Raw genomic sequence first — 17,401 nt, 5'->3', positions numbered from 1 at the left:
TATGTTAACCCTATTTAAATCAAAGCCCTTATTGGCAGAACAAGAACAACAGTGGCTAGTTGATACCTTTATTTGGGCTGCAGAAAACTTTGACCTGAATTTTTTTACTAAGCATAGCCAAATTATTTTACCAACGGTCGAGTTTTTTCCTGATTCGGTTTCAAGCATTGAAGAAATGGCCAGTAAAGTGTTTGCGCGTGTTAAACACTATGCTGGTATGGATGAGTGGCCTATAACACTTGTTGCACCGCAACAATTACAACCTCAGGTGTTTCCACATTTTGAATTTAGTGAGCATCTACGTGGTGAGCACTGCCATTTAATGGTGCCACCAAGCCATGCAATTAATGTGTCGTTTAACCCCAACCAAATTAATCAGCCACAAGATTTAGTAGCTAGCTTTGCAGGTACTCTTGCTACCATTTTAATTCATCATGTAGGCGTATTACCTCCAGGTGGTAAAGAGTTCTTACCTCAAGCAACGGATGCTTTAGCGTGCTTTTTAGGTTTTGGGGTGATGATGAGCAATACCGTGTACCAGTTTAAGGGGGGTTGTGGCTCATGTTACAACCCATATGCCAATCGCGAAGCCACGCTCAGTGAAACCCATACTGTATTTATGCATGCTTTAGTAAGTTACTTTAAGCAAGATAAATACTCTAAAAAACATTTAAAGCCGCATTTAAGAGGCCAATTTAAAAAAGCGCAAAAAGAAATAAAAGCGTTGGTTAATCAATCGGCTAACCCATTGTTGTTGGCTTTTTCGCCAGAGCAAGCCAGTTAACCATGATCTATATTGATGAGTTTTTATTAATTGCCATTGCTCACTTTTTTGCAGTGGCCAGTCCCGGACCAGATTTTGCTGTGGTACTTAAGCAAAGCGTACAGTACGGCAGGCATAATGCGCTGTGGACCAGTGCAGGTGTAGGCGCAGCTATTTTATTACACATAGCTTATTGTGTGTTGGGAGTCGCGTTGGTGTTAACTCAATCGCCTTCGCTGTTTATGGCACTTAAATATATAGCGGGTGCTTATTTAGCGTATTTAGGTGTGCAGGCGCTACGCGCTGCTAAACCTTCAAACACCTCATCAGAACAGACTGCAAAACCCAGCCTTGCACCTGAGTCACCATGGCGTGCGTTTCGCCGTGGTTTTTTTACCAATGCATTAAATCCTAAGGCTACGCTATTTTTTATGTCTTTGTTTACCTTGGTGATTAGCCCTACTACACCAGTAATAGTGCAAGTGGGGTATGGTGTTTATATGGCGCTTGCTACCTGGGCTTGGTTTTCTATTTTGTCGCTATTGTTATCAAAAGCACGGGTGCGAAACTTTTTTCAACAAAGTGGTTATTGGTTCGATCGCGGCATTGGCATTATTTTAATCGCACTGGCTGTGCGAGTTGTTATTTGATAGACCCTAAGGAATAGTATGGCGTTATATAATTTTTCGTTTGGCTCCAATATGTCATCTAATCGTTTATTGGCACGTTTGCCTAATGCAAAACGTGTGGGTACGGCGCTTTTAAAAGGTTATAAGTTAACCTTTAATATGGCCTTTGCTGATGGTTCAGGTAAATGCACTATTGTGCCCACCAACGAACCCGATGCCGTGGTATATGGGGTGGTGTATCAGCTTAATGAGGCCGAAAAAGAGATCTTAGATAAAATTGAAGGCCCTAATTACGACTGTGTTGATTTAACCGTGAGCCTTTTAGATGATGATGACATTAATGTGCATTGCTACATAGCAAACACACATGACGACACACTGCTACCTTATGATTGGTACGTGCAGCATGTATATCGTGGTGCGCTTGAGGCCGGTGTGCCAGAGCATTATAGTCAACGTATTTTAGCTTATCCTAGTAAGCAAGATACGAATAAAGCGCGCGCCGACATAGAATTTGCAGTTCATCAAGATTAAACAAAAATAATAACCTAAGGTAACACTATGAAACTAACAAAATTAGCCACAGCCGCATTATTTGTTGGCTGGGCGTTCACGAGCTCTGCAGCGGTTGATACCGATAAAATTTCAGAGGTGATCAACGCTTCAATGACACGTTTTGATGTACCCGGAATGGCCGTTGCTATTGTTGAAAATGACAAAGTAGTATTTGCTAAAGGCTTTGGTGTTGCCAACCTCAATACTAATAGCAAGGTGAATAAAGACACTTTATTTGGCATTGCTTCAAATACCAAGGCATTTACCAGTGCAGCACTGGCTAAGCTGGTAGATGAAGGCAAATTAAGCTGGGATGATCGCGTAATTGATCACCTACCCGAATTTAGATTGCATGACCCATACGTTACCCGTGAAATGCGAATTCGCGATTTGCTAAGCCATCGCAGTGGTTTAGGGCTTGGTCAAGGTGATTTAATGATTTGGCCAAGTACTGATAAATCGGTAGCCGATATTTTATCGGGGCTGAAATATTTAAAACCTGCGAGCAGTTTTCGTAGCCAATATGCTTACAACAATCTAATGTTTGTTACCGCTGGTGAAGTTGTTGCCCGTATATCGGGGATGAGCTGGAACGACTACATTGAAAAAAATATTTTACAGCCGCTAAATATGAGCAACTCACGGGCTGGCTTTTCGCGTATCGCTAAAAATAACAAAAACTGGGCAATTGGGCACATCCCAATGGATGGCAAATTGCATCCTTTTTTTGTTAATTACCTTGAAGATTTTAGAGGGGCAGGAGCCATTGCATCAAGCGTAAATGATATGAGCCAATGGCTACGTACTCAACTTGCTGGTGGCAAAATGCCTAATGGCGAGCAGCTATTTAGTGAAAAGCAGCAAGCACAAATGTGGCACCCACATATTACCTCACTGGCATCTAAAAGTGCTTATGAAGCGTACCATCAACAATTTAGAGGTTATGGGTTGGGCTGGAGTATAGAAGATTACCACGGCGTTAAGAAGCTGGCACATGGTGGTGGTATTTTAGGTATGGTCTCGCAGGTTACTCTTTTGCCAGAGAAAAATGTGGGAATTGTGATATTAAGCAACCAACAAGCGTTTTCTGCATTATCGGCGGTGACTCATGAAGTACTTGAAGATGTACTAGAGCTTGAAGATAAAGACTGGGTTGAAGATTTAGCTAAAAAGCACTTTGCAGGTAAAGAAAAAGCCTATGCTAACGCGGCTCCATCAGTGCCTGCAGATATCCAGCCGGCATTGCCAACCATTAATTACACCGGTACTTTGCATGATGATTGGTATGGCGATGTAATAATTGAAGAGTTAGATGGTAAATTACGCATTGATTTTACCCATACAAAGCGCCTCAAAGGTGAGTTGGAGCATTACACAGGTAATACCTTTATTGTTAAATGGGATGAAAAGCTATTAGAGGCAGATGCCTTTATTCGTTTTTCTATGAGTGCAGATAACCGTGTAGAATCAGCGAAAATGAACGCAGTTTCAACGCAGGTGACCGATTTTAGCTTTGATTTTAGAAATCTTGACTTAAAAGCTAAATAACCAGAACCTTGGTTAAATAGTCGTTTAGTATCAACCAAAGTCGCAAAGCCACCCTCAGGTGGCTTTGTTATACTCGTTAAGCAACTTATTTTTGGAGTTAGCTATGCGCACTGCGATTATTTCTCACCCCCACTGCCGTAAACATAAAATGATTGACGATCATCCAGAGTGCCCTGAGCGTTTGGATGCGATAAACGACCGTCTACTTGCAAGTGGGCTGGATGTCGCTATCGAGCAGAAACAAGCACCTAAGGCCTCGCGTGAGCACTATTTATTGGCGCATAGTGAACAACACATCAAGCATGTAGAAAGTATGATCCCAACCGAAGGGCTTAGCGATTTGGACGGCGATACCTGGTTATGCCCCGATTCATTGAAAGCAATTGAGCGTGCAGTAGGTGCAGGGTTACTCGCTGTTGATGAGGTTTTAGAGGGTAAATTGGATGCTGCATTTTGCTCAGTGCGCCCGCCAGGGCATCACGCTAACCGAGATAGCTCTTCTGGTTTTTGTGTGTTTAACAACCTTGCGATTGCGGTTAAATATGCACAAAGCAAAGGGGTGAAACGCATTGCCATTATCGATTTTGATGTACACCATGGCAATGGCACGCAAGATATTTTTATGGATGATGAAAATGTGTTGCTGTGCTCGTTATTTCAATATCCATTTTATCCAAATACCGCCATTAAAAATAACGCCACGTTGGTAAATTCACCTTTGCCTATTGCTAGTGATGGTACTGATTTAAAAGCGCTTTATGAGCAGCAGTGGCTACCAAAATTAACAGAATTTGAGCCTGAGCTACTTTTTATAAGTGCAGGGTTTGATGCGCACCTTGAAGATGATATGGCCAGTTTAAAGTTTGTCGAAAGTGATTATATATGGCTTACTGAGCAGTTAGCGCAATTTAGCCAACAACATAGTTGCTTAGGTATTATCTCTTACCTAGAGGGAGGATACTCACTGTCTGCCCTCGGGCGCAGCGCGATTGCACACGTTAAAGCCTTAGTTGATTTCGGCGAGTAACCTAAATGCCTGATCAGGAGTAAGCTGCTCTATTTTACTGAGGCAACATTGTCCTTCTTTTGCTAAATATTCCTTTACCAATTGCGCTAATTGTATTGCACTGAGTGCATTATGCGCATCGCCATTTAAACCTTGATAGCCACTTACCTTATCTAAAATAACCACGTTTTTCTGCTCATTAACGTCCATAGTATAAATAAAATCATGTAACTCATCTGCATGCTCTAATAGCTCAATCTCATTATTATAAATAATAATTAATGGGTAGCTGATGCTCATATATTGTCCTAAATCAAATTGTCATTTACTGAATAATTTATAATCGTGCATTGGTTTAATTTTGGAAGTAAAAGCAATGCCCCACACTAGCCGCTATCAAAAAGTATGCGATGTTTTTACCAATAAGGTGATCGCCTGTACCAAGGATACCCCTTTAATTGAAGCGGTGAAACTAATGCGTGTGCACAATGTTAGCGCTATTTTTGTTAAACATCAGCAGCAAATAGTGGGGGTGTGGACTGAAACTGATTGCTTAACGCTTAACTTTTCTGATCTGACACTTAGACAAATAATGATTGAAAAGGTAATGTCGAGCCCGGTGTTGAGTGTACCCAGCCAGCAATTATTAACCGATACCGCCATGGTGTTTAATAAGCATGGCGTAAGACACTTACTGGTAACCGATGCGAATGATAACCCAAGCGGGGTGATTAGTATTACTGATATTGTGAGTAATCAAGGATTAGAGCATTACCTGCAATTTAGACCGATAAACGAGCAATATAATAAAAATATTAGGGTAGTCCCCAGCTCATTAGCAATTAATGACGCGGTTAACTTAATGCGCGAATACGCTGAAAAAGTGATTTTAGTCTTTAATGAAGATGAAAATGTCCATGGCATTATTACCCAACGTGATTTACTAAAACTCATCACCGAGCAGCATAACCATCTTGTTTGTTGGGATTTAGCGAGCCGTCCTCTTTATAAAATAAGCCCTCAAGACAGCCTTTTTGATGCTTACAGGTTGATGTCTGAAAGTAATATTCGGCATTTAGTGGTAAGCGAAAATAATCAAATAAACGGCGTATTATCACTTGAAAACTTAATTAATGAAATTGAAACCGCTTATTGTTGTGAGCTTGAAAAGGTACTTCAGCAGCGTGATATTGCACTGCAGCACTCACAGCGTAATTTATTTTTAGCCAATAAAATTATCGACTCCTCCCTAGATGGTATCATGATCACCGACTCGAATGGGGTGATTATGCAAGTAAATCCTGCATTTACTCATTTAACCGGCTACAAAGAATATGAGGTGATAGGAAAGCGACCTAATATGTTGAGTTCAGGACGTCATGATAAAAACTTTTATATAAAAATGTGGGATTCACTGACTAAAACAGGCGTATGGCAGGGGGAAATTCATAACCGTAAAAAATCTGGCGATATTTATATTGAGTGGCTCAGTATTATAGAAATAAAAGAGCCAAGTCATAGTGATGTTACTTATGCCGCTATTTTTAGTGACATAACAGAGCGAAAGAGTGCAGAAGAAAAAGTAGTGCAGCTAGCATATTTTGATGAACTAACCGGTTTACCTAATCGGCGCTTATTTAACGATAGGCTCTCTATGGCACTGGCCTCTGCTCACAGAGATAAACAAATGCTAGCAGTAATGTTTATTGACCTTGACCGTTTTAAAGAGGTAAATGACAGCTTGGGCCATAACGCCGGTGATACCTTATTAAAATTAGTCTCTGAGCGCATTATTAACACCCTCAATGAGGGGGATACACTGGCACGATTAGGGGGAGATGAGTTTATTGTTTTGTGTGAGGTTGAAAGCGTAGCAGCTGTTATCAGACTTGCAGAGGGTATTTTAAATCACTTAAATACCCCCTTTAAATTGGAAGGATTTGAAGTGGGTGTTACTGCCTCTATAGGTGCAGCGGTTTATCCAGATGATGGCTTAGACAGTGAAACATTATTAAAGCATGCTGATATTGCCATGTATCGCTCAAAAGATGTGGGGCGTAATTCGTTTCAGTTGTTTCAACCCTCAATGAATGCCCGCTCCCTTGAGCGCTTAGCGATGATGAGCCGCTTTCAACATGCGCTTGAAAATGATGAGTTTGAGCTTTATTTTCAGCCTAAACAGTGTTTAAAAACAGGGGCGATTATGGGGGCTGAAGCACTACTGCGTTGGCAAGACCCTGATTTAGGCACTATTTCGCCAGCGCAGTTTATCCCGCTTGCTGAAGAGTTAGGTTTAGTTGTTCGTCTCGATTTATGGGTTATTAACCAAGCCGGTAAGGAGTTAACTCTTTGGCAAGCACAAGGAATGAATCCCGGACGTTTAGCGATTAATGTATCTGCTTGCCACCTAAGCCAAGGTAAGCTAGCTGATAACATTAAGGCCATGCTTACTCGCTATCAATTACCTGGGAGTTTACTTGAAATAGAGCTGACTGAAAGTAGCTTTATAGGTTCTTTTTCACAGGCAAAAGAACAGTTACAACAGCTTAAAACGTTAGGTGTACATATTGCGCTTGATGATTTTGGCACGGGGTATTCGGCATTAAGCTATTTAACCAAACTGCCCTTTAACACGTTAAAAATTGATGCCAGTTTTATTGCTAAAATTCCTGATGAATACGGCAATAGCCAAATTGTAGCGGCTATTATAGCCATGGCGACAAGTTTAGGGTTAGATGTGGTTGCTGAGGGAGTTGAGCATGCCTCGCAAGAGACACACTTAGCAACAATAGGCTGCAATATTATTCAGGGTTACCATTATTGCTATCCATTAACACGACAGCAATGGATAGCATTTTATAACCAAGCAGCAAAAGGTTATTCTGAGTCTACGCTCACTTCATAAGAGGTGAATTTTCGAATATTAATCACACCGGTATCAAAAATTAAGTACTGACCTTTTATACCTTGTAAAATACCGCTAACAACAGGGTTTTTATCAAAGTTAAATGAGCTAATTTTAGTTGGGTATTCACTAACTGGAAAATCAAGGTTTACTACGTCTTCATCAAGTTGTTCAATGGCGGTTGCGCCAAACAGCTCACTCAGCTCTGTAAGCTTTTCGCTTATTTGTGGAATAAGTTCGGCGGCTGCTGCTTTTAAATCAAGCGTGTCGTTTTGTCCTTTAAGCATATTACGCCAATTGGTTTTATCAGCAATAAACTGTGCCAGCGCTACTTCAACTAAGCCCGATTGCAAACGAGTCTGCACTTTAAAAATAGGTAAGGCTTGGGTTGCCCCTTGGTCAATCCAACGGGTAGGAATTTGTGTATGGCGAGTAATACCTACTTTTAATCCTGAGGTATTTGCTAGGTAAACATAATGCGGGATCATGCAATTTTCTTCGCCCCACTCTGGCTCGCGACAGGTGCCTTGGTCGTAATGGCAGGTTTCCGGTTTCATGATACACATATCGCAACTGGCAAGTTTGCGCATACACACAAAGCAGTGCCCTTGAGAATAGCTTTTTTTGGTTTTTTTACCACAGTTAGAGCACAAAATTGTGCCACTAAAAGTAAGGGTCAGCTGTTTGCCAATTAAGGCATTTAAATCAACCAGTTTATCACCTATAGGTAGGTGGTATTGAACCGGCTCTGTTAAGCTCGACTTTAATTTACGCAGTGTACCTTGCATCTTTTCTTGGCCCCAAAGATGTTAAAAAGGGGAGTTTAACATTTTTAGGCTGTATTGGCTTTTTAAGAAGTCTAAATAATTATCATAAGAGAGTGCTTTGGCATACAGGTAGCCTTGAGTACGGTCGGCGTTCATAGTTGTAAGTAGCTGATGAACCTCTTGAGTCTCTACGCCCTCAATCGTGATAGTTAGGCCCAGATTATGTGCCATATCTATGGCTGTTTGCACAATAACCTGATGCGCACGGTTATCAGTTAAATCAAACACGAATGACTTATCTACTTTAAGTTCGCTAAAGTGATAGTTAACCAAGTAGCTAAGCGATGAATAACCAGTGCCAAAGTCGTCTAGTACTACTTTAACGCCCAAAGTAGCAAGCTCATCAACTAGGGTGACTAATGCATCTTGATTTTCGACAAAAGCAGACTCAGTCAGTTCAAACTTTAATAAGTGAGGAGCAACCTGATACTTAATCAAAATATTCTCTACTTTTTCGGTCAAATTAGTAATGGCTAGATTTTTTGCACTTAAATTAATACTAATACTATGATTGCTTATGCCATCGGATGCCAGCTTTGCAATGTCTTTACAGGCTTGTTCAATAACCCAAATTGTTAATTCATTAATAATACCAGTGTGTTCGGCGAGTATAATTAGCTTTTCTATCGAAATATTTTTAAAGTCAGCATCTGGCCAGCGTAGTAGGGCTTCCGCGCCGTGTATACTGCACTCCTCTAAGCTCACTTGTGGTTGATAATAAAGGGCAAGTTGATCCTCTCTTATCGCTTGCTGTAGCTTGGCTGCAAGAGCAACGTCCATGGTAAGGTTATCATGCGCAAGTGATGAGCTTACTTTGCTTAGGTTATGTTTAGCGTCGTGTAATGCTAAATAGCCTCGTTTTAACCAAAACTCAAAATCATCACGTTTACCGTAACCACTAATGCCAACACTGTAATTAAGTTGTAAGTCTAGACCTTTAATTTGATATGTTTTTGGTAACTTATTTAAGATCTGTTTGAGTAATTCTTCGAGCGTATGCTGACTCTGGTTTTTAGTGGAAATACAGGCAAATACGCCACTGCCTAAATCAGCAATTTTAGCGGGCTGATTAATACCACTGTTGAGATGGAAAAACTCTCGTTCAAAGCTTAATTGGCATTCAAGTTCGTGAGCAACATGTTTAATTAGCTCATACCCTTGCGAGGGCGTAATAATGGTATTTAGAGAGTTAAAATGACGTATTTTCACCAAGCATAAAGTGGTAGAGCGTCGCTGGGCTTTGAGTGCCATAAAGGCATACTTTAGTTTAGCGCTATTAAGTAGCTTAGTTTGCTGGGTATGTGTTGCATGATATAGCGCTTGCTCACGCTGATAACGAATCCGATCAGCAAGTGCCATTGCCATTAGGACAATTTCACACAAAATGGCCATTAAAAAAGCATGGCGTATTGAAAAACTATAGGAAATAACGCCTGTGAGCTCTAGAGGTTGGATAGCTGCGCCAATGATCAGTGGCACCCACGAAAATACGTAAAACTTAGCCCAACGAAAACCGCTTCTTAATTTGTTGTAAATTAAAATGAAGCAGACAATATAGAGCGCTCCTAAAATCACAAAAAATATCGGTGCGGCTATATTTTCAGGAATGAAAAAACTCAATGTCCCTAGAACTAGCATCAGTCTTAATAAGCCGATGCTTAATTTATACCGCCAGCAACCGTCTTTATGATAACGTAAAAACAGTGTGCAAAAGGCGAGGGTAAAAAACGCAATGGTGTAGTTGACCACAATGACTTTTTCGTGAATAAATAACTGCCATTCAAGCGGCCATAAATAAAAGCCAAACCCCAGCACGGTGCCCATTAATGCAATAGCGCTAATAATGTAGCCAATGTAAACTAAATATACGCGGTCTTTAATACCAAAATAAAGTAATAGGTTATATAGCGAGGCCATTAATAGTACGCCAGCAAAAATTCCCCAAATGCCTGTTTGTGAGCGAACTAAGTCAACAAATACGGTATGGCGATATAAGTGAATTGGGGTTTTACTGATCCCCACGGTATCTATTTTTATGACTAATTGTTGTTTAGACTGACCATCTAGTTTAAAGCGAATATGGGGCACGCTGTACTTAAATAAAGTAAGACGCGGCTCTTTATCACCAAGCTTATAAGTGTCGAGTAGCTGGTTATTACTATTGAGCCTATATATAGTAAGGTGATCCACCATCGGATTATCAAAATGCGCCACCACATCTTCTTGTTGACTGCTTTTGTTTTCTAAATCAAGGCGTAACCAATAATTTTGCTGTTGAAAACTCCAAGGAATATCGTTAAATTTTTGCTGTGTAAACTGCGCTTTATTGTTCATTACTTCTGCGAAGTTTTGTGTTTTACTCTTGTCTATGTAATATGCATGATCAAGATAAACAGGGGTTATTTTATCTATGGTATAGCGAGATGGCATCACAAAGTTTGTTGCCAATGTGCTGATAATAAAAAAGATAAAAATAAGTATTACGACCGCTATCGCATGATAGCGCAAGGTTTTAAATTCCAATATTAACCTGTGCCCTGATTGTTTTTTTATAGTGTAGCAGTAAAAAGCGCAGATAATCTGCGCTTATAAAGTTTAATGAGTAAAACTCAATAATTATTGTTCACGAGCAATTGCACGATAGGCTATATCTGTACGGTATTCCATGCCGTCCCAGCTGATTTCATCAACCAGTTTATAGGCACGTTGTTGCGCTTCGGTAACGGTATTACCTAGTGCCGTTGCACATAATACTCTACCACCGGCAGTTACTACGTTATCGCCATCTTGCTTAGTCCCTGCATGAAAAACTTTTTTGCCTTCAGGGTAAGTTACTTTCAGGCCACTAATCGCATCGCCTTTCGGGTAGCTATCTGGGTAGCCTTTGGCAGCTAAAACAACACCTACAGCAGCGCGTGAATCAAACTCAATGGTAGTTTTATCAAGCTCTACACGGTTAGCAGCTTCAATCAGCTCAACTAAATCTGATTGCAAACGTAGCATCATAGGTTGTGTTTCAGGGTCGCCAAAACGACAGTTATATTCAATTACTTTTGGTGTGCCGGTGTCATCTATCATTAAGCCTGCATATAAAAAGCCAGTGTACGGGTGGCCTTCGCTAGCCATACCTTCTACCGTAGGGTAAATCACTTCATTCATAATGCGTTGATGAATTTCATCAGTCACTACCGGTGCCGGAGAATAAGCGCCCATACCGCCAGTATTTGGGCCAGCATCGCCATTGTAAGCACGTTTATGATCTTGGCTAGTTGCAAATGGCAGTACGTTTTCACCATCAACCATTACGATAAACGACGCTTCTTCACCTTCTAAAAACTCTTCGATGACAACGCGGCTGCCAGCTTCACCAAAGGCATTACCCGCAAGCATATCGCGAATGGCTTCTTCTGCATCGCGTTCATCCATAGCTACAATCACGCCTTTACCTGCCGCTAAACCATCGGCTTTTATAACAATCGGTGCGCCTTTCTCTTTTAAATAGGCAAGCGCAGGGTCGATTTGTTCAAACGTTTGGTAATCAGCGGTTGGGATAGCATGACGTGCTAAAAAGTCTTTAGTGAACGATTTAGACCCTTCAAGCTGGGCTGCACCTGCTGTTGGGCCAAAAATAGCTAAGCCGTGTTCACGAAACTTATCAACAACACCTAATACTAGCGGCACTTCTGGACCAACAATGGTTAGCTCAACATTATTTTGTTGTGCAAAGCTAAGTAGCCCATCAAGATCTTCAACGTTAATTGCTACGTTCTCAAGTTTTGGCTCAAGGGCTGTGCCCGCATTACCTGGAGCAACATAAACAGTGTTTACTTTTGTATTTTGAGCGGCCTTAAACGCAAGTGCGTGTTCGCGGCCGCCGCTGCCAATGACTAATACATTCATGGCGAATATCCTATTTAAAGCGGTTTTTTAAATTTCAGCGTCATACGGTCGCTTTCACCTATGGCTTTATATTTAGCGGCATCTTGCTCGCCAAGTCTAAGGCTCGGTGGAAGGGTCCATACCCCTTTAGGGTGATCGGCTGTATCAAGAGGGTTTGCATTAATATCGCTTTTTGCTTCAAGTTCAAAACCTGCTTGTTCAGCAAGTGCAATAACCACACTCTGCTTCATATAACCTGATGACTTTTGCATTTCATCGGCTTGCTCTTCGGGTAGGCGATGTTCAACTACGCCTAAAGTGCCGCCAGGCTTAAGTGCTGTATAAAAAGACTTAAATGCATTGCTTGCTGCGTCTTTGTCTTTACTCATGAACCAATTATGGACATTACGAAAAGTAAGTACCATATCGGCGCTACTTGCAGGGGCAATATCTAAATGAGTAGAAGGAGCAAACTCAGTAAGTTTAACGTCACTAAAGCGGGCATCTTCAGCGATTTTAGCTTTAAAACCAGCAAGAGAACGTTGGTAGTAACCTACCGATGAATCAGCAGGAAAATGCGCGGCATAATAGGTGCCTTGCTCTTTTAGTGCTGGCGCTAAAATTTCACTATACCAACCACCGCCAGGCGCAATTTCTACCACAGTCATTGTTGGTTTAAAGCCAAAAAACTCGAGGGTTTCTACAGGATTGCGGTATTGGTCGCGTTCACTGCTGCGCTCGCTTGCTTTAACTGCATTTGTTAATGCTGAGTCGTGGCCATGGTTGTGTGCCAATGCCATTGTTGAGCTTAATGACAGTGTGGCAACCAGTAGAGATTTTAGTGCAAATTTCATCGTCTAATCCTTCACATTATAATTGTTAGTCATGGTTATAGAATAAGCAGAATACGTGAATTTGATGCAAACAAAAAGAGCTAACTGAAGCAGTTAGCTCTTTAAGCGATTAATGGCGGAAATGGCGCATACCCGTAAACACCATTGCCATACCAGCTTCATCAGCTGCGGCAATTACTTCTTCATCGCGCATTGAACCACCCGGTTGAATAACCGCGGTAATACCTGCTGCGGCTGCAGCATCAATGCCATCACGGAATGGGAAAAATGCATCTGATGCCATGACTGAGCCTTTAACTTCAAGGTTTTCATCAGCGGCTTTAATACCGGCAATTTTAGCTGAGTAAACACGGCTCATTTGGCCTGCGCCAACACCAATAGTCATACCGTCGCGGGCATAAACAATGGCGTTTGATTTAACAAATTTAGCCACTTTCCAACAGAACAGTAAGTCTTTAAGTTCTTGCTCAGAAGGCTGGCGCTTAGAAACAACCGTTAAGTCGCCTTGCGTTACCATACCTAAATCACGGTCTTGAATTAGAACGCCGCCATTAACGCGTTTAATGTCATGGCCTGTGCCTTTAGCTGAAAACTCGCCACACTCTAATAAGCGAACATTTTGCTTAGCCGAGACTATTTGAGCCGCTTCTGCACTTACGCTTGGTGCGATAATAACTTCAACAAATTGACGTTCAACAATCGCTTGTGCAGTTTTTGCGTCAAGTTCTTGGTTAAAAGCAATAATGCCGCCAAACGCTGACGTTGGATCAGTTTTAAAGGCGCGATCGTATGCTTCTAAGATATTTTCGCCAATTGAAACACCACATGGATTAGCATGTTTTACAATAACACACGCCGGTACATCAAATTCTTTAACACACTCAAGTGCGGCATCGGTATCGGCAATATTGTTAAACGATAATGCTTTACCTTGTAGCTGAGTGGCTGTCGCCACTGACGCTTCAGTGATGTCGTTTTCAACATAAAACGCGGCATCTTGATGCGAATTTTCACCGTAACGCATATCTTGCTTTTTAGTGAATTGCATATTAATAGTACGTGGGAACTTAGTATCTTCAGCGGCTTCTTCTGTGTAATCAGGAACCATTTTACCGAAGTAATTAGCAATCATACCATCGTATTGCGCTGTATGTTCATAAGCGGCAATAGCTAGATCAAAGCGGGTTTTGTAAGTAGTTGAGCCGTTGTTATTTTGCATTTCGCTAATAATACGGTCATAGTCGTTTGCGTTAACAACAATCGTCACATCTTTGTGATTTTTAGCTGCTGCACGCACCATGGTTGGGCCGCCAATATCGATGTTTTCTATAGCATCTTCAAGGCTGCAGTTTTCTTGAGCGACAGTATTCGCAAAGGGGTATAAGTTAACTACAACGATGTCGATAGCAGAAATGTTGTTATCTGCCATTACGCCTTCATCTTGGCCACGACGAGCAAGAATACCGCCATGAATTTTTGGGTGTAGGGTTTTTACGCGACCATCCATGATCTCAGGGTGTCCGGTGTGATCTGATACTTCGGTAACTTTAATCGCATTATCAGCAAGTAGTTTACAAGTGCCGCCAGTTGAAAGTATTTCAACACCTTGTGCTTCTAGTGCAAGGGCAAATTCAACAATACCGGTTTTGTCTGACACACTCAAAAGTGCGCGACGTATAGGACGATGTGTATCCATTGTAGTTTGATTTCCTCAGTTAATGAGCTAGCTTAGAAGCGCGTATTTTAACTGATTACGACTCAAAAAACGACTTATAACGACCCATAAAGCGTGAGCATTTTGCAATTTCGTTAATAAATTTTACAGATAAAAAAAGCACCCTAAGGTGCTTTTTTAAGAGTGTTTTATAAAACACTCAGTGTATTGAATCAGTAAGCGCGGTAAAGCAATTACGGCATCAATACCTTAGGTATTAGTTCATACCGTATTTTTTTAGCTTTTTACGTAAAGTACCACGGTTGATACCTAGTAAAATTGCCGCACGAGTCTGGTTGCCACGTGTGTAAGTCATTACTTCTTCAAGCAATGGCGCTTCTAGCTCAGAAAGAACAAGGTCGTAAACGTCTTGCACATCTTGACCGTTAAGCTGTTTTAAGTAGTGGTGAACAGCTTTTTTTACTGCATCACGCAATGGCTGCGGTTTCTCGTGTGACTGAACATGAGGGTTTGTGATAAATGGAGAAGTCACGTTTTGTTCGAACATTATAAAGTCTCTTTCTTTCTTAGTTAGCTGCTAGTGTTTTAAAGTATTGCTCTAATGCGACGACCTGTTCCTCGGAATTGTCGAGCGCATTAAATACTCGCCTAAACTGACCGTCACTGTCATGGGTTTGCAAATACCAAGATACATGTTTGCGAGCGATTCGTGCTCCCATTGGCTCACCGTAAAACATATGGAGGTTGGTTAAATGCTCCATTAAAATACTGCGCACCTCTGCAATAGCAGGTGGCTGCATATGTTCACCAGTTCGCAAATAGTGGTCTATCTCCCTAAATATCCAAGGGCGACCTTGGGCGGCTCGACCAATCATGATGGCATCTGCACCCGTATAGTCCAAAACCTGCTTTGCTTTTTCAGGTGATGTAATATCACCATTAGCAACCACAGGTATCGACACTGAACGTTTTATATCCCTAATTGTGGCGTACTCAGCATCACCTTTGTACATACATGCGCGCGTGCGCCCATGTACAGCCAGTGATGCAATGCCATAACGTTCAGCTATTCTTGCAATCTCTACACCATTACGGTTGTCCTGATCCCATCCAGTACGGATTTTAAGTGTTACAGGTATATCAACCGCATTAACGACGGCATCAATAATCTCTTCCACGAGTTCTGGAAACTGTAATAAGGCTGAGCCTGCAAGTTTCTTGTTCACTTTTTTTGCTGGGCACCCCATATTGATATCTATGATCTGTGCACCGTTTGCAACATTGAATTGTGCGGCCTGTGCCATAAGCTCAGGGTCTGCTCCTGCAATTTGCACCGCACGTATACCCGACTCACCAGAATGATCCATTCGGTTCATCGACTTTTCGGTTTTCCAAACCTTCGGATTAGACGACAGCATTTCAGACACAGCAAGGCCAGCGCCTAAACGACGACATAACTGTCTAAATGGTCTGTCTGTTATGCCCGCCATAGGCGCGACAATGACATTATTCTCAAGTTGGTATGAACCGATACGCACGATATTCAATAGGCCTCTTTTCAAGGGGCGCTAAGTTTACGGCTTTTTGCGCAAAAATCAAAGGCTATAAATTGAACAAAAGTGACTTTTTTTTGCTCTTTTCGTATTGACATTTGATAACCGTATGACGAAGCGGTTTATTTGTGTGAATTTTGAACGGTCGTTGTTTTTATAATAAAAAATCTTTATTTTTTATTATGTAAAAAAATAGTAAAGCCTGTTAAATACAGGCTCTAGAAACGACTTTTGAGTTAATACTCTAAACTTTGAAAAAACGCACTATTATGCTTTTTTAATGCCACTGACTCGGGTCCAGTCGCCTTCAATGGCAATCTCATCAAGTTCAATAAAGGGCGCATATATATCGGCAACCGATTTTGCTTGCTCTTCTAAAATGCCCGACATGGCAATTTTACCGCCTGGTTTTAATAGTCCTAAAATCACACTATGAAGCTCACGCAGAGGTTGCGCTAAAATATTTGCCACAACAATATCGGCTGTAAATTCAGGTTGGTTTTCTGGTAGATAAACTTCAAGCTTGTCAGCAACGCCATTACGGTTAGCGTTATCTAAGCTTGCTTCTAGCGCTTGCGGGTCAATGTCTATCCCTATCATGCGCTCTGCACCTAGTTTAATTGCTGCAATGCCTAATATGCCTGAACCACAACCAAAATCGACTACCGTTTTGCCGCTTAAGTCTTGGCTTTCAAGCCACTTTAAACACAGCGCGGTGGTGGCGTGCGTGCCAGTACCAAATGCAAGGCCAGGATCAAGTAGCACATTGACTGCGTCAGGGTCTGGAATATCGCGCCAGCTAGGGCAAATCCATAGTTTTTCGCCAAATTGAATAGGGTGGAAGTTATCCATCCACTCACGTTCCCAATCTTTGTCTTCGAGTTGCTCGATTTTGTAAACTAAATTGTCTTTGAGCTCATCATGGCGCTTTAATAACGCAACCACGGCGTTCATATCGTGATTAGCTTCGAACAGACCAATTACTGTGGTATCAGCCCAAAAAACGACAGTGCCAATTTTGGGTTCGTAAATAGGGGTGTCTTTAGCATCAATAAAAGTAACAGAAGCACTACCAGCTTCCATTAATAAGTCACTAACTGCATCTGCGGTTGCAGCATTGGCATTGATACGGATTTGGATCCAAGCCATGTTTATTTCCTTGAAATAGAAAAAAGGCCGCTACAGCGGCCTTTTGAGTTAACTCATA

The 17,401-nt window shown here is 41.5% G+C and carries 15 protein-coding genes; 6 read left to right on the top strand and 9 right to left on the bottom strand.

Annotated elements, in window-relative coordinates:
• The first annotated feature begins 1 nt into the window (after position 1).
• From ACNSN3_RS12950 to ACNSN3_RS12930, 5 genes are all read left to right on the top strand, one after another.
• Positions 2-784 (top strand): hypothetical protein, encoded by a 783-nt coding sequence (locus ACNSN3_RS12950; RefSeq protein WP_418607653.1) that lies wholly within the window; start codon positions 2-4, stop codon positions 782-784.
• A gap of 2 nt (positions 785-786) precedes the next feature.
• Positions 787-1,413 (top strand): LysE family translocator, encoded by a 627-nt coding sequence (locus tag ACNSN3_RS12945; RefSeq protein ID WP_418607651.1) that lies wholly within the window; start codon positions 787-789, stop codon positions 1,411-1,413.
• An 18-nt stretch (positions 1,414-1,431) separates the two neighbouring features.
• The gene (locus ACNSN3_RS12940; protein ID WP_010391767.1) at positions 1,432-1,926 is read left to right on the top strand and encodes a gamma-glutamylcyclotransferase family protein; all 495 of its coding nucleotides are present in this window, start codon (positions 1,432-1,434) and stop codon (positions 1,924-1,926) included.
• A 27-nt stretch (positions 1,927-1,953) separates the two neighbouring features.
• Positions 1,954-3,495: a serine hydrolase gene (locus tag ACNSN3_RS12935; RefSeq protein ID WP_418607649.1), complete on the top strand. Its 1,542-nt coding sequence runs from the start codon at positions 1,954-1,956 to the stop codon at positions 3,493-3,495.
• 103 nt (positions 3,496-3,598) lie between these two features.
• The gene (locus ACNSN3_RS12930; RefSeq protein WP_075169941.1) at positions 3,599-4,522 is read left to right on the top strand and encodes a histone deacetylase family protein; all 924 of its coding nucleotides are present in this window, start codon (positions 3,599-3,601) and stop codon (positions 4,520-4,522) included.
• Here ACNSN3_RS12930 and ACNSN3_RS12925 read toward each other — a convergent pair.
• Complete coding sequence (locus tag ACNSN3_RS12925) at positions 4,502-4,801, bottom strand: DUF4144 family protein (RefSeq protein ID WP_109874077.1); 300 nt, start codon at positions 4,799-4,801, stop codon at positions 4,502-4,504. The genes ACNSN3_RS12930 and ACNSN3_RS12925 overlap by 21 nt on opposite strands.
• Positions 4,802-4,877: 76 nt before the next feature.
• Here ACNSN3_RS12925 and ACNSN3_RS12920 point away from each other — a divergent pair, with 76 nt between their 5' ends.
• Complete coding sequence (locus ACNSN3_RS12920) at positions 4,878-7,406, top strand: EAL domain-containing protein (protein WP_418607646.1); 2,529 nt, start codon at positions 4,878-4,880, stop codon at positions 7,404-7,406.
• On the opposite strand, the gene ACNSN3_RS12915 is transcribed toward ACNSN3_RS12920, so the two are convergent.
• The 8 genes from ACNSN3_RS12915 to prmA form a co-directional block, all read right to left on the bottom strand.
• Positions 7,379-8,194, bottom strand: a complete 816-nt coding sequence (locus ACNSN3_RS12915; RefSeq protein WP_054202606.1) for a DUF2797 domain-containing protein — start codon at positions 8,192-8,194, stop codon at positions 7,379-7,381. The two genes, ACNSN3_RS12920 and ACNSN3_RS12915, sit on opposite strands and share 28 nt — an antisense overlap.
• Before the next feature lie 21 nt (positions 8,195-8,215).
• Entirely contained in the window at positions 8,216-10,756 is a 2,541-nt protein-coding gene (locus ACNSN3_RS12910; RefSeq protein WP_418607644.1) for an EAL domain-containing protein, read from the bottom strand.
• Between the two features lie 93 nt (positions 10,757-10,849).
• On the bottom strand, positions 10,850-12,133 hold the full coding sequence (gene purD / locus ACNSN3_RS12905) for a phosphoribosylamine--glycine ligase (RefSeq protein ID WP_418607643.1): 1,284 nt from the start codon (positions 12,131-12,133) through the stop codon (positions 10,850-10,852).
• A gap of 14 nt (positions 12,134-12,147) precedes the next feature.
• The gene (locus ACNSN3_RS12900) at positions 12,148-12,966 is read right to left on the bottom strand and encodes a class I SAM-dependent methyltransferase (RefSeq protein ID WP_075169883.1); all 819 of its coding nucleotides are present in this window, start codon (positions 12,964-12,966) and stop codon (positions 12,148-12,150) included.
• A 109-nt stretch (positions 12,967-13,075) separates the two neighbouring features.
• On the bottom strand, positions 13,076-14,662 hold the full coding sequence (gene purH / locus ACNSN3_RS12895; protein WP_418607640.1) for a bifunctional phosphoribosylaminoimidazolecarboxamide formyltransferase/IMP cyclohydrolase: 1,587 nt from the start codon (positions 14,660-14,662) through the stop codon (positions 13,076-13,078).
• Between the two features lie 235 nt (positions 14,663-14,897).
• Positions 14,898-15,188 carry a DNA-binding transcriptional regulator Fis gene (gene fis / locus ACNSN3_RS12890; RefSeq protein WP_002957804.1) on the bottom strand — a complete coding sequence of 97 codons (291 nt, stop codon included), beginning with the start codon at positions 15,186-15,188 and terminating at the stop codon, positions 14,898-14,900.
• A 19-nt stretch (positions 15,189-15,207) separates the two neighbouring features.
• Positions 15,208-16,179 (bottom strand): tRNA dihydrouridine synthase DusB, encoded by a 972-nt coding sequence (gene dusB, locus ACNSN3_RS12885; protein WP_010391792.1) that lies wholly within the window; start codon positions 16,177-16,179, stop codon positions 15,208-15,210.
• Between the two features lie 282 nt (positions 16,180-16,461).
• Positions 16,462-17,343, bottom strand: coding sequence for a 50S ribosomal protein L11 methyltransferase (gene prmA / locus ACNSN3_RS12880; RefSeq protein ID WP_054202602.1), 882 nt, complete (start codon positions 17,341-17,343; stop codon positions 16,462-16,464).
• Positions 17,344-17,401 lie beyond the last annotated feature (58 nt).

The sequence above is a fragment of the Pseudoalteromonas sp. US3C1004 genome (genome assembly GCF_048401065.1).
GTDB classification, from domain to species: Bacteria; Pseudomonadota; Gammaproteobacteria; order Enterobacterales; family Alteromonadaceae; genus Pseudoalteromonas; species Pseudoalteromonas undina.
The sequence above is the reverse complement of the archived record's forward strand: the minus strand, read 5'-3'. Positions and strand labels throughout refer to the sequence as shown.